This window comes from Bacillus sp. F56 (assembly GCF_001748205.1).
Taxonomy (GTDB): Bacteria; Bacillota; Bacilli; order Bacillales; family Bacillaceae; genus Bacillus; species Bacillus stercoris.
Genome location: NZ_BDFC01000004.1, coordinates 445,675 through 459,168 on the forward strand (window position 1 = coordinate 445,675; position 13,494 = coordinate 459,168).

The 13,494-nt window shown below is 45.8% G+C and carries 17 protein-coding genes; 16 read left to right on the forward strand and 1 reads right to left on the reverse strand.

Annotation, left to right across the window (positions count from 1 at the left end):
- Position 1: 1 nt before the first annotated feature.
- From BFW96_RS02430 to BFW96_RS02505, 16 genes are all read left to right on the forward strand, one after another.
- The gene (locus BFW96_RS02430; RefSeq protein ID WP_014665707.1) at positions 2–163 is read left to right on the forward strand and encodes a hypothetical protein; all 162 of its coding nucleotides are present in this window, start codon (positions 2–4) and stop codon (positions 161–163) included.
- Positions 164–265: 102 nt separating this feature from the next.
- Entirely contained in the window at positions 266–1,054 is a 789-nt protein-coding gene (gene fdhD, locus BFW96_RS02435) for a formate dehydrogenase accessory sulfurtransferase FdhD (RefSeq protein ID WP_014665706.1), read from the forward strand.
- 15 nt (positions 1,055–1,069) lie between these two features.
- On the forward strand, positions 1,070–2,095 hold the full coding sequence (moaA, locus tag BFW96_RS02440) for a GTP 3',8-cyclase MoaA (RefSeq protein ID WP_040081560.1): 1,026 nt from the start codon (positions 1,070–1,072) through the stop codon (positions 2,093–2,095).
- A 191-nt stretch (positions 2,096–2,286) separates the two neighbouring features.
- Complete coding sequence (gene rapB, locus BFW96_RS02445) at positions 2,287–3,420, forward strand: response regulator aspartate phosphatase RapB (RefSeq protein ID WP_069838532.1); 1,134 nt, start codon at positions 2,287–2,289, stop codon at positions 3,418–3,420.
- 162 nt (positions 3,421–3,582) lie between these two features.
- Positions 3,583–4,062: a hypothetical protein gene (locus BFW96_RS02450; protein ID WP_069838533.1), complete on the forward strand. Its 480-nt coding sequence runs from the start codon at positions 3,583–3,585 to the stop codon at positions 4,060–4,062.
- Positions 4,063–4,134: 72 nt separating this feature from the next.
- A complete protein-coding gene (locus tag BFW96_RS02455) occupies positions 4,135–4,323 on the forward strand; it encodes a stress response protein CsbD (protein ID WP_014665700.1) in 189 nt (62 codons plus the stop codon).
- 207 nt (positions 4,324–4,530) lie between these two features.
- Positions 4,531–5,787: an urea ABC transporter substrate-binding protein gene (urtA, locus tag BFW96_RS02460; RefSeq protein ID WP_041351702.1), complete on the forward strand. Its 1,257-nt coding sequence runs from the start codon at positions 4,531–4,533 to the stop codon at positions 5,785–5,787.
- A gap of 33 nt (positions 5,788–5,820) precedes the next feature.
- Positions 5,821–6,723 carry an urea ABC transporter permease subunit UrtB gene (gene urtB, locus BFW96_RS02465; protein ID WP_069838534.1) on the forward strand — a complete coding sequence of 301 codons (903 nt, stop codon included), beginning with the start codon at positions 5,821–5,823 and terminating at the stop codon, positions 6,721–6,723.
- Between the two features lie 11 nt (positions 6,724–6,734).
- Complete coding sequence (gene urtC / locus BFW96_RS02470; protein WP_069838535.1) at positions 6,735–7,805, forward strand: urea ABC transporter permease subunit UrtC; 1,071 nt, start codon at positions 6,735–6,737, stop codon at positions 7,803–7,805.
- A complete protein-coding gene (gene urtD / locus BFW96_RS02475) occupies positions 7,780–8,529 on the forward strand; it encodes an urea ABC transporter ATP-binding protein UrtD (RefSeq protein ID WP_069838536.1) in 750 nt (249 codons plus the stop codon). The genes urtC and urtD overlap by 26 nt, the downstream gene beginning before the upstream one ends.
- Positions 8,526–9,227, forward strand: coding sequence for an urea ABC transporter ATP-binding subunit UrtE (gene urtE, locus BFW96_RS02480; RefSeq protein ID WP_069838537.1), 702 nt, complete (start codon positions 8,526–8,528; stop codon positions 9,225–9,227). Before urtD ends, urtE begins: the two co-directional genes overlap by 4 nt.
- A 99-nt stretch (positions 9,228–9,326) precedes the next feature.
- Positions 9,327–9,644 (forward strand): urease subunit gamma, encoded by a 318-nt coding sequence (gene ureA / locus BFW96_RS02485; RefSeq protein WP_003227724.1) that lies wholly within the window; start codon positions 9,327–9,329, stop codon positions 9,642–9,644.
- Positions 9,641–10,015, forward strand: a complete 375-nt coding sequence (ureB, locus tag BFW96_RS02490) for an urease subunit beta (protein WP_040081563.1) — start codon at positions 9,641–9,643, stop codon at positions 10,013–10,015. The genes ureA and ureB overlap by 4 nt, the downstream gene beginning before the upstream one ends.
- The gene (gene ureC / locus BFW96_RS02495) at positions 10,012–11,721 is read left to right on the forward strand and encodes an urease subunit alpha (RefSeq protein ID WP_014665692.1); all 1,710 of its coding nucleotides are present in this window, start codon (positions 10,012–10,014) and stop codon (positions 11,719–11,721) included. The genes ureB and ureC overlap by 4 nt, the downstream gene beginning before the upstream one ends.
- 134 nt (positions 11,722–11,855) lie before the next feature.
- On the forward strand, positions 11,856–12,257 hold the full coding sequence (locus BFW96_RS02500; protein ID WP_014665691.1) for an Rrf2 family transcriptional regulator: 402 nt from the start codon (positions 11,856–11,858) through the stop codon (positions 12,255–12,257).
- Between the two features lie 67 nt (positions 12,258–12,324).
- A complete protein-coding gene (locus BFW96_RS02505; RefSeq protein WP_069838538.1) occupies positions 12,325–12,966 on the forward strand; it encodes an NAD(P)-dependent oxidoreductase in 642 nt (213 codons plus the stop codon).
- Between the two features lie 34 nt (positions 12,967–13,000).
- Here the strand turns inward: BFW96_RS02505 and BFW96_RS02510 are convergent, their stop codons facing one another.
- The gene (locus BFW96_RS02510) at positions 13,001–13,384 is read right to left on the reverse strand and encodes a DUF5362 family protein (RefSeq protein ID WP_040081566.1); all 384 of its coding nucleotides are present in this window, start codon (positions 13,382–13,384) and stop codon (positions 13,001–13,003) included.
- Positions 13,385–13,494: the final 110 nt, after the last annotated feature.

The following is a 13,494-nucleotide window of genomic DNA, read 5'->3' on the forward strand; positions in this document are numbered from 1 at the left end:
TATGAAATTATTAGGAATGATTTTTCTTATAGCCACCGTGGCATTCATATTGATTGGTGTTCTTCTAAAACTGGCAGCCTTCTTTTTTGTCAGCATTCTCACCTTAATCGCAGCTATCGTGCTGTTTACGGTCCTGAGAAAGAATCAGCATAATCAAACATAGAGTCCTTTGTACAGAGGGCTCTTTTTTATGTCTCAGAATTCGACAAAATCCGAGGAGTGTGAAAAAATATAAAGGCAGGAACATTGCGGAGGGGAAGAGACATTGAACGATAAAGCAACTGCGGTCAGGGATGTATGGCGCTATGAACAAGGGGAAATAAGCAAAATAAAAGACCGGATGGTGACGGAATACCCTTTGACAGTGATACTGAATGGCAGTGAATTTGTGACGCTCGTTTGCACGCCTGAGCATATCAAAGAGCTTGTCATCGGATTTCTCGCATCAGAGGGTGTAATACGATTTCAAAAAGAGATTAAAAGGTTTACAATAGATGAAAGTCTCGGTTTTGTTTATGTCGACCTCGTTCATCCTGAGACGTTGGATCAAAAGGATTATACGAAACGGGTGATCGGCTCATGCTGCGGAAAGGGCCGTCATTTTTATTTTCAGCAGGATGTCAAAACAGCCAAGACGGCTGTCAGCCAAATCAAGATATCGCCTGATGCATGTCTGGCGCTTATGAAAGACATGCAGCAAAGGAGCGGGACGTTTCAGGAGACGGGAGGCGTCCATAATGCGGCGCTATGCGACACAGAGAAACTGCTGTTGATGCGCACAGATATCGGCCGGCACAACGCACTTGATAAATTATACGGACATTGCCTTCTAAATGGGATGTCCGTCCGTGACAAACTGATTGTGTTCAGCGGCAGAATCTCATCAGAAGTTCTGTTAAAGGCGGCAAAAATCGGCGTGTCGATTGTCATTTCCAAATCGGCCCCGACGGAGCTTGCGATTCAAATGGCGGAAGAATTGAATATCACAGCGATCGGATTTGTCAGAAACGAATCATTTAATGTATATACACACCCCGAGAGAATCGGGGGATAGGAAGGGGCTGTAGCTATGATTACAGAGTCGCGTCAGATGTTGGATAAGAGAAACAGACCGCTGAGAGACCTTCGCATTTCTGTTACAGACCGCTGCAACTTCCGATGCACGTACTGTATGCCCGCCGAATTATTCGGTCCGGACTATCCTTTTTTAAAGAAAGAGGAGCTGCTTTCATTTGAGGAGCTGGAACGGCTTGCGACACTTTTTGTCACAAGATTTGGCGTTGAAAAAATCCGCTTGACCGGCGGAGAGCCCCTCATGAGAAAGGATATGCCGGAACTAATCAAAAAACTGGCCCGCATTCCGGGTGTCCGTGATATTGCGATGACGACAAACGGTTCACTGCTGCCTGTTTATGCGGAGAGGCTCAAGGAAGCCGGGCTGAAACGGGTTACGATCAGCCTTGATTCTTTAGAGGATGAGCGTTTTAAAAAGATAAACGGGCGCGGCGTTTCTGTCAGCAAGGTGCTGGAAGGCATTGAAGCGGCGAAGCAAGCGGGGCTCGGTGTTAAAATCAATATGGTCGTCCAAAAGGGCGTCAATGAAAAAGATATATTGCCAATGGCCCGTTATTTTAAAGAAAAAGGCCATATCTTGAGATTCATTGAATTTATGGACGTAGGCAATACCAACCAATGGGAAAAGAAAGACGTTATGACGAAGGCGGAAATCATAGATTTGATCAATGAACACATGCCGGTTGAGCCGATAGCGCCTAATTATACAGGCGAAGTGGCTTCCAGATTCCGCTACTTGGACGGCTCCGGAGAAATCGGCGTCATCTCATCTGTATCTGATGCGTTCTGCGGATCTTGCAACAGGGCCCGTCTTTCTGCGAGGGGTGAGCTGTTCACCTGTTTATTTGCTTCAAGCGGATTTGACCTCAGAGCTCCGGTTCGGCAGGAATTAAGTGATGACGAACTGTCAGAAATGATCGGCACAGTCTGGAAAAACCGGATCGATCAGTATTCAGTCGATCGTACGCTATCAAAAGCATCAGGCAAAAAGAAAGTGGAAATGTCTTATATTGGCGGTTAATATGAAGTCAAAAGCTTATCGGCGCTGTCCGGTAAGCTTTTTTTATCAAAATCTGAGTGCAAAAAATTCGTATAAAAACCGAAATATATAAGGATAGGCATAAAGAAGGATTCATTGTAAGAAATTTTAATTCCAAAGCCATACATTATGATAAAATATAACCAATTAGAAAATAGAAAGGGTTGGAGGGCATGGCCGCGTACGAGATCCCGTCATCTCAAGTAGGAGTGAAAATCAATAAGTGGTATAAGCACATTTTAGCATTTCAAGTGGCTGATGCCGTAAAGCTGAAGGAAGAAATTGATCAAGACATAGAACAGATGGAAGAGGATCAGCTGCTTCTCTTGTATTATCAGCTGATCAGCTACCGGCACCAGATTATGCTGGATTATGTTAAGCCCGACCTGCACGAGGAATCTCAGCTTCAATATCGTGAATTGATCAAAAGGCTGGAAAGCAATCAGGACAGCATCTCCGGATTATCTGAGTATTATTTTCACTTGTTTAGAGGAATGTACGAATTTGAACAGAACAATTACATCTCCGCTATATCCTTTTACCGGAAAGCTGAGAAGATGCTTGCGTTTGTAGAAGATGAAATTGAAAGAGCGGAATTTCATTTTAAGGTGGCGGAAGTCTTTTATATTATGAAGCAGACGCACTTTTCCATGAATCACGCCGTACAGGCGCTGGAGACGTATAAGGCTAATGATTTTTACAGAGTCAGAAGAATTCAATGCCATTTCGTCATATCAGGAAATTACATAGACTACAGAAATTATGAAAAAGCGCTTGAGCATTTGGATGACGCATATCGTCTTGCTTTATTGGAGGGACAGCCCCGTTTGATCGGATCAGCTCTTTATAATATCGGAAATTGCTATGATGACAAGGGGGAGCTGGATCAAGCCGCCGAATACTTTGAAAAAGCGCTTCCTGTCTTCGAGGATTATCAGCTGGAACAGCTTCCAAAAACGCTCTTCAGCCTGACCCGCGTTCTTTTCAAAAAACAAGATGCCGAGGCTGCCATGCACTACTATGAAAAGGGAATTGCCATCGCCAAAAAGCGTAACGACTTCTTCAGTCTGGCAAAATATAAATTTCTGCAGGCCTTATATGTGGAATCTGTCAATATGGATATGATTCAAGAAGTATTTGATTATATGGAAGAAAAAGGCCTGTACGTATATATTGAAGAATTTGCTTTAGATGCTGCCTCCCATTTCAGTCATCGTGAGCAATATAAAGAAGCGGTGTATTTTTATGAAAAAGCGGTCAGCATGAGAGAGATGATTCAAAGGAACGATTGTTTATATAAAGTATGAGACAAAACCATCTGCCGGCAGATGGTTTTTTTATATGCAAAAAAAAGGGGAGCATCGGAACGTTTATTTCCGGGGAGAACAGGAAAAATCGCTACAGCACTGTTTTTTGTACAAAAGCCGTTTTGGGATGCAGATATACATGATTGATTGAGGGGGAATTCGATGTTTGGTTTCGATGATATGGTGAAGTTTCTATGGTCTTTCCTCATTGTTCTGCCGCTTGTACAGATCATACATGTTTCGGGGCACAGCTTTATGGCCTTTATTTTTGGCGGAAAAGGCTCATTGGATATTGGAATGGGAAAAACACTGCTTAAGATTGGGCCAATACGGTTCAGAACGATTTATTTTATCGATTCTTTTTGCCGATACGGGGATTTGAGGATTGACAATCGATTCTCAAATGCACTCGTGTATGCCGGAGGCTGCCTGTTTAATCTGATCACGATTTTTGCAGTCAATCTGCTGATTATACACAGTGTATTAAAGCCGAATGTGTTTTTCTATCAGTTTGTCTATTTTTCTACGTATTACGTGTTTTTTGCCCTGCTGCCGGTTCGGTATTCAGAGAAAAAGTCATCAGACGGGCTGGCGATATACAAAGTGCTCCGTTACGGAGAGCGCTACGAAATCGATAAATAACATTGGAATGTTTATTGCCTCTCAGATCGGGAAGGTAACAAGTACACACATAAATGAGGGGAGAGAATCAACATGGGTAACGATAGTGTAAAAGACAAAATGAAAGGCGGCTTTAATAAAGCCAAAGGAGAAGTGAAGGATAAAGCCGGAGATATGACTGACAGAACGGACATGAAGGCTGAGGGCAAAAAAGATAAGGCGAAAGGCGAAATCCAAAAGGATATCGGGGAAGCCAAGGATAAATTCTCAGATAAAGATTAATCATACGGAAGAGGCAGGAAACGATATGTTTCTTGTCTCTTTTTTTGTTCACTTTTTCTGATGTGAATAAATATAACAAAAAAAGCATCTGATTTGGTCAAAATATCTAAATTTTTCAAATATTATTTGAATTGATGAATCTCTTCTATATAATAATGACATGAGTTGTTAACTTTTGTGACATCACATGACAAAGGGAGGTTCTGAATGAAAAACAAAGGGGTTGGAATACAGGCTGTTTTTCTGTTGTGTCTGATCATGGTGTTGATGGCAGGGTGTGCTGCGCCGAAGAAAGTGTCAGAAGCCAGCGGAAGTGCGAAAAAAACAGTTGATATCGACACAAGCGGGGATTCAGTGAAGGTAGGGATTCTTCACTCACTAAGCGGGACAATGGCGATCAGCGAAGTGTCCGTCCATGATGCAGAGTTAATCGCGATTCAAGAAATCAACCAAAAAGGCGGAGTTCTCGGCAAAAAGCTTGAACCCGTCGTGGAAGACGGCGCTTCAGACTGGCCTACATATGCGGAAAAAATGAGAAAGCTGCTTCAGCAAGACAAAGTGGCTGCTGTTTTTGGCGGATGGACATCTGCTAGCCGCAAAGCCATGCTTCCGGTTGTGGAGCAAAACAATGGGCTGCTGTTCTATCCGGTGCAGTACGAAGGAATGGAGACATCACCTAATATTTTTTATACCGGAGCAACGACGAATCAGCAAATTGTGCCAGCTGTGGATTGGCTGCTCAAAAATAAAGGTAAAAAGTTCTTTCTGATCGGATCAGATTATGTGTTCCCGAGAACAGCCAATAAAATCATTAAAGCACAAGTAAAAGCGGACGGAGGAGAAATTGCCGGTGAAGAGTATACGCCGCTAGGCCACACCAATTACAGTACGCTCGTCAGCAAAATCAAAGAAAAACAGCCCGATGTCATTTTTAACACATTAAACGGCGACAGCAACGTGGCGTTTTTCAAACAGCTGAAAGATGCGGGGATATCGGCTGATGATATGCCTGTCATGTCGGCAAGTGTCGCTGAGGAAGAAATTAGGGGGATCGGCCCTGATGTACTAAAAGGACATTATGCGGTGTGGAATTACTTCCAGACAACCAATACGAACGAAAATCAAACATTCGTGAAGAACTATAAAAAAATGAACGGCGATAGCCGGGTGACGAGCGATCCGATTGAAGCCGGCTATAATGCGGTCTATCTCTGGGCAGCGGCAGTTGAAAAAGCCAAGTCCTTTGATGTCGATAAGGTGAAGAAAGCGGCTGACGGGATTTCATTCAAGGCCCCGGGCGGCACAGTGAAAATTGACGGTGATACACAGCATCTCTACAAAACGGTCAGAATCGGGCAAATCACGGGGGATGGACAGTTTAAAGAAGTATGGAACTCAGGTGAACCGGTAAAACCTGATCCATATTTAAAAACGTACGACTGGGCAAAGGGGTTATCTAAATAAATCAAAGCCGTTTGCGGGGGGAGGAGGCGGAGCATGTCTGTCGTCGTTACTCAATTATTTAACGGGATCAGTCTCGGTTCTATTTTAATTCTCATTGCGATTGGATTGGCCGTTACATTCGGTTTGATGAACATTATTAATATGGCGCACGGTGAGCTGATTATGGCAGGAGCCTACACGACATATGTCGTTCAGCAGCTGTTTTTAAGCTATTTGCCGGCTTCTCTGTTTTCTTACTATTTTTTAATCGCGATCATCATGGCGTTTGCGGTTGCGGCGCTTATTGGGATTGTCATTGAAAAAGTGATTGTCAGGCGATTATATGACCGCCCGCTCGACAGCCTTTTGGCGACGTGGGGGGTGAGCTTGATACTGCAGCAGGCAGCAAGATCAATTTTTGGCGCGCCGAATGTGGCCGTCAAATCACCTGAGTGGCTGACGGGAGGGGTGACGCTGTTTTCGGTTACCTTTCCGTATAAAAGGCTGTTTATTTTGGCGCTCGTTCTTTTTACGCTGGCACTGCTCGGTTTCTATTTATTTAAAACCTCTGCGGGGCGGCGGATGCAGGCAGTTACGCTGAACCGGAGCATGGCATCGTGTCTCGGCGTATCTGTGAGAAAAACAGATACATTGGCTTTCGCGCTCGGAAGCGGACTGGCCGGTATCGCGGGGAGCTCACTCACATTGCTTGGTTCGATCGGACCTACTCTCGGTTCCTCATACCTCGTCGATGCCTTCATGATCGTCATATTAGGCGGAATTGGAAAATTAAAAGGCACCATTATCGGCGCGGTGACGGTCGGTTTGCTGAGCACATTCGTTGAGTATTCCACAAGCGCTACGATTGCAAAGGTAGTCGTGTTTGCATTTATTATTCTCTTTCTGCAATGGCGGCCTTCAGGTCTTGCGAGTGTCAGAACGAGATTACTTGATTAGGAGGGAACCGGATGAAGCGGTTTTCACAATTCAGTCCGTATCTGGTGATGTTTGCCCTTTTTATCTCCGCTCCGTTCTTTCTGCAGGAGTTTCGATTAGGGCTGTTGGCGAAGTTTTTATGCTTCGCGATTGTGGCGGTCGGCATTTGCCTGATTTGGGGATATACAGGCATTTTGAGTTTGGGACATGGCGTCTTTTTCGGGTTGGGCGCTTACTGCATGGCCATGTACTTAAAAATAGAAGCCTCACCGTCAGGCATTCCTGATTTTATGGAGTGGACCGGCGTCAGTGAACTGCCGTGGATATGGGCAATGTTCAGGCATCCTTTTTCTGCGATTGCTGCAGCCGTTATTGTTCCTGTTTTTTTGGCCTTTTTACTCGGTTACTTTACCTTCCGCAACAACATAAAGGGTGTTTATTTTTCGTTGATCTCTCAGGCTGTTGTGGTTGTTGTTGTCACATTGTTCATCGGCAGCCAGGACATCACCGGCGGCACGAATGGCCTCACGAATTTCTTTACCGTTTTTCAATATGCTCTGGCCGATCCTGCAATAAAGCAGATTTTGTATTTTACGACAGTCTTTTTCCTCGGTGTTTCTGTCATGTTTGCTTTGTTTCTGACGAGAAGCCGTTTTGGGCGGCTATTGCAGGCAGTGCGCGACGGAGAAAGCAGAGTCCGTTTTTTCGGATATCACTCCACCGTTTTTAAAGTGTTTATTTACTGTGTATCTGCTGCGATGGCGGGGATTGCCGGGATGCTGTTTGTGCTTCAGGATGGGATGATCTCGCCGGAAATGATGGGCATCATCCCTTCGGTGGAAATGGTGCTGTGGGTCGCAATCGGCGGCAGGCACTCCATTTTCGGGGCGGTGCTTGGCGCGCTGTTAACGAACTGCATGAAAAGCTATTTAAGCGAATATTACCCTGACATTTGGCTGTACTTCCTCGGCGCGCTGTTTATCATTGTGGTGCTCTATATGCCAAAAGGGATTGTCGGGCTATTCGAGAAGATTAGAACCCAGCTTTCTTCCTCGAAAAAGAAAGGAGCGGCTGCTTATGAAACCGATACTTACCTGCCGTGACGTGAAGGTTGAGTTTGACGGATTTTGGGCCTTGCAGGGCGTTGATATCAGCGTGCAGGAACGTGATATCCATTTTTTAATTGGGCCGAACGGCGCCGGAAAAACGACTTTGCTGGACATCATTTGCGGAAAAACGAAGCCGCATTCAGGCGAAGTGCTATTTCAAGAAACGAATGAACTGACAAAAGCGCGGGAATATCAGATCGCCAAACTGGGGGTCGCCAGAAAGTTTCAGGCTCCGAGTGTTTTTATGCAGCTGACTGTGTTTGAGAACCTCGAACTTGCCATGAAACAGAAAAAAACGATCCTTTCACTGCTGACAGCTCGTATGACAAAAGAGCAAAGTGACGGGATCATAGACATCCTGCGGCTGATTGGGTTAGATGACAAATGGGATCTAACAGCTGGCAGCCTGTCACACGGACAGAAGCAATGGCTTGAGATCGGCATGCAGCTCGCCATGGAGCCGAAGCTTTTGCTGCTGGATGAACCGATTGCCGGCATGACAGGAAAGGAGCGGGAAAAAACCGGAGCCCTGCTTGAAGAAATTGCAAAAACGTGCTCTGTTCTGATTGTCGAGCACGATATGGATTTTGTGCGCTCGTTTTCAAGAAAAGTCACGGTCATGCATGAAGGCAAAGTGCTTTGTGAAGGGTCGATGGATGATATCACAAGCAATGAAGAGGTGGCAGAGGTATATTTAGGAAGGAGCGGTGTGTCATGATTGCCGTCAGGAATGTAACGTCCGGTTACGATCAATCGATGGTTTTGCACAGCCTCAGCATGGAGGTTCGCGAGGGGCAGATTGTCGCTGTATTAGGCCGAAACGGAGTCGGCAAATCCACCTTGCTGAAAACAATCATAGGCCTGCTTCCGGCAAAACAGGGGGATATTTGTTTTAATCAAACGTTTGTTCAAAACGAAAAGGCGGAAACACGGGCAAGAACGGGAATTGCGTACGTTCCGCAGGGAAGAGACATCTTTTCCTCCTTAACCGTTCGTGACAACCTGCTGCTTGGGGAAGAGCCGCTTCCGAAGAAGGAGCGAACGGGGCAGGTCAAGGAAGAGATTTTTCAATGGTTTCCTGTTTTAAAGGAGATGCTTGACCGCAAAGGCGGCGATTTAAGCGGAGGCCAGCAGCAGCAGCTTGCAATTGCCAGAGCGCTGATGGGAAATCCAAAAATTATTTTACTTGATGAACCAATGGAAGGAATTCAGCCATCAATTATCGAACTAATCAGACAAGTTATCGTAGAAATTTCCAGAAAAAAAGACATTTCCGTTGTTTTAGTCGAGCACAGTCTGGAAAACGCGTTAACATGTGCTGACTACCTTTATGTGATCGACAGGGGAACGGTTGTCGACCATGGAAAGGCCGATGAAGAAACGGCACGCCGCTTTGAAAGGCATCTTACCGTATGACCCGGTACTTGAAGAAAGGGAGGTGATGTCCCGCCTGCATGCTCCACAAATTCGTAGTAACCGCATCCGCTTTATATGACAAAAGAAGGAGGATTACAGATGAAACTGACACCGGTTGAACAAGAAAAATTGCTCATTTTTGCAGCGGGGGAATTAGCCAAACAGCGAAAGGCGCGGGGCGTTCTGCTGAACTATCCTGAGGCTGCCGCTTATATCACCTGCTTTATTATGGAAGGCGCGCGTGATGGGAAGGGAGTAGCAGAGCTGATGGAAGCCGGCCGCCATGTGTTAACGGAAAAAGATGTGATGGAGGGTGTGCCTGAGATGCTGGACAGCATTCAGGTAGAGGCCACATTCCCGGATGGAGTAAAGCTTGTTACGGTACATCAGCCAATTTCTGCGGAGGTGAAGTCATGAAGCCGGGGGCATTTCAAATTGCTGAGGGAACGATAACGATTAATGAAGGCCGTGAGACACGGGAGATTACGGTAAAAAACACCGGATCACGCTCCATTCAAGTCGGCTCGCATTTTCATTTTGCGGAAGCAAACGGGTCTTTATTATTTGACCGTGAGCTGGCGATCGGCATGCGCCTTGATGTTCCATCGGGCACGTCGGTCCGTTTTGAGCCTGGAGAGCAGAAAACGGTCACACTTGTGGAAATCGGGGGACGCAAGACAATTAGAGGCCTGAACGGAATGGCTGACACGTTTATCGATGAACGCGGCAAAGAAAAAACGTTGGCCAACTTAAAACAAGCCGGCTGGATGGAGGGTGTAATCCGATGAAAATGTCACGGAAGGAATATGCGGAGCTGTTTGGCCCGACAACGGGCGATAAAATCAGATTGGGCGACACGGATTTATGGATCGAAGTCGAAAAGGATTTCACAGTCTACGGTGAAGAAATGATCTTTGGCGGCGGAAAAACGATCCGCGATGGCATGGGCCAAAACGGCAGAATTACAGGGAAGGACGGCGCTTTGGATTTGGTTATCACCAACGTCGTGCTATTGGATTACACAGGCATTGTCAAAGCTGATGTCGGTGTGAAGGATGGCCGGATTGTCGGCGTCGGAAAAAGCGGAAATCCTGATATCATGGATGGTGTCGATCCGCATATGGTCATCGGAGCGGGTACGGAGGTGATTTCCGGTGAAGGCAAAATTTTAACAGCCGGGGGAGTGGACACACACATTCATTTTATTTGTCCACAGCAGATGGAAGTTGCGCTTTCTTCAGGTGTGACGACCCTTTTGGGAGGCGGAACAGGACCCGCAACCGGCAGCAAAGCGACCACTTGTACATCCGGCGCATGGTATATGGCGAGAATGCTGGAAGCGGCCGAAGCGTTTCCAATCAATGTCGGCTTTTTAGGGAAAGGGAATGCATCCGATAAAGCCCCGCTGATCGAGCAGGTGGAAGCCGGCGCCATCGGCCTTAAGCTTCATGAAGATTGGGGCACGACGCCAAGCGCCATTAAAACGTGTATGGAAGTTGTGGATGAGGCTGATATTCAAGTTGCCATCCATACCGATACGATTAATGAAGCGGGGTTTTTGGAAAACACGCTCGACGCGATTGGGGACCGGGTCATTCATACCTATCACATTGAAGGTGCAGGCGGCGGCCACGCCCCGGATATTATGAAGCTCGCCTCTTACGCGAACATTCTGCCGTCATCTACAACGCCAACCATTCCTTATACCGTTAATACGATGGATGAGCATCTTGATATGATGATGGTCTGTCACCATTTAGATGCGAAAGTGCCTGAAGATGTGGCGTTCAGCCATTCCAGAATTAGGGCTGCGACGATTGCCGCGGAGGATATTCTCCATGATATCGGTGCGATCAGCATGACATCATCGGATTCCCAAGCGATGGGACGGGTCGGTGAAGTGATCATCCGAACGTGGCAGGTAGCCGACAAAATGAAAAAGCAGCGAGGCGCTCTTGCCGGCGAAAACGGAAACGACAATGTGCGCGCAAAACGGTACATTGCCAAATACACGATAAATCCGGCAATTACGCACGGGCTCAGCCATGAAGTCGGCTCGGTAGAAAAAGGGAAGCTTGCCGATCTCGTTCTGTGGGACCCGGTATTTTTCGGTGTAAAACCGGAACTGGTCTTAAAGGGCGGCATGATTGCACGTGCGCAAATGGGAGATCCGAACGCTTCCATCCCGACTCCTGAACCGGTTTTCATGCGCCAAATGTATGCGTCTTACGGAAAAGCCAACAACTCAACCTCGATTACATTCATGTCACAGGCAAGCATAGAGCGGGGTGTGGCGGAAAGGTTAGGGTTGCAAAAAAGAATTTCTCCTGTCAAAAATATCAGAAAGCTGAGCAAGCTGGATATGAAATTGAACTCAGCTTTGCCCAAAATCGAGGTTGATCCAAAAACCTATCAGGTCTTCGCTGATGGGGAGGAATTGTCTTGCCAGCCTGTCGATTATGTTCCGCTTGGACAAAGATATTTTTTATTCTGATAAGACGCGGCCGGAGTGCATCCGGCCGTTCTATTGACTAAAAACGGTGCACAAAACACGTGTATTTAGTGTATATTAGATGTTGACAAACGAACTAAATGTAACTATTATAGTTACAACGGTGGTGAAAAAACATGATTAACAGCCGTCTTGCTGTTGCCATTCATATTTTATCCCTCATCTCGATGGATGAAAAAACATCTTCAGAAATCATTGCTGACAGTGTCAACACGAATCCGGTAGTGGTCCGAAGAATGATCAGCCTGCTGAAAAAAGCTGATATTCTCACCTCACGCGCAGGTGTGCCTGGTGCAAGCCTCAGAAAAGATCCGGCGGATATTTCTCTTTTAGAAGTGTACCGGGCTGTCCAAAAGCAAGAAGAACTCTTTGCGGTTCATGAAAACCCAAACCCGAAATGTCCGGTAGGGAAAAAAATTCAGAACGCCTTGGATGAAACGTTTGAAAGTGTCCAAAGAGCGATGGAAAATGAACTGGCAAGCAAGTCATTAAAAGATGTTATGAATCATCTCTTTTAGACAAAAGGGATGACTTCTCACCGCTAACATGTAACTAAAATTGTTACAAACAAGGAGGAAATGAAAAATGAAAATTGGAATTATCGGGGCAAGCGGAAAAGCAGGAAATGAGATTTTGAAAGAAGCGAAAACAAGAGGCCATGAAGTGACTGCCATCGTCCGAAACGCTTCAAAAGTGCAGGAACAGGACGTAGCGGTTTTGGAGAAAGATGTGTTTGAACTGACTGCAGAAGACATCAAGCCGTTTGACGCGGTCGTAAATGCTTTTGGGGCAGCGCCCGGCCAGGAACATCTTCATGTAGAAGCAGGCAGAGCACTCATCAGCATATTAAAAGACGCGAAGCACACAAGATTGCTTGTTGTTGGCGGAGCGGGAAGCCTGTTTGTTGATGAAGCCAAAACAATCCGTTTAATGGATACGCCGGAATTTCCGAAAGAATATTTGCCAACTGCATCAAATCAAGGCGAGAACCTGAAAGACTTGCAGCAGACAGACTCTATTTCCTGGACATTCCTCAGTCCTGCGGCATTTTTTGATCCGGCAGGAAAACGGACTGGCTCTTACCAAAAAGGGAAAGACAATGTCATCGTAAATGCCAAAGGCGACAGCTATATCAGCTATGCAGATTATGCCATTGCCGTATTGGATGAGCTTGAACAACCTGCACACAAAAATGAGCGCTTCACAGTAGTAAGCGAAGCGGAATAATAAAAAACCCGGAGCCAGCTCCGGGTTTTTCTCATTAATAAGTGCTGTACGTATCGCTGAATATGCCGTCAGCAATCCCAAGCATGAAAAAGATAAAGAAGGCGATGATCGCAAGAATGGATACAGCAATGCTTACGATCAAATAAATCCCTTGCATCTTTACGAATTTCGCGTAATTCTCCAGCATTAAGTCTTCAGACTGTCCGCTATTGTGTTCAGCCATTTGGCCTGCTTCTCTAGCTGACCTCATCAAAAAGATGCCGGAAATAATTTGAAGCACGCCCGGCACGGCACCGATTAGAAAAAAGAACGCGCCTGAAAGCGCGGTAATTGCGCCCATAATAATAAATAAAATGCCTGTAGCTTTTCCCCATTTTGAAATGCTGATGAGGGTTTTGTTCATTGTTTCAGGATTCATGTATAGTAGCTCCCCTTTACAAAAAAATACTCACTTTTCTTTTATACACTATTTGTGAGAAGTTTTGTATATAGAAAACAACATTTTTGGGATTGACCCTAACGCTGCGT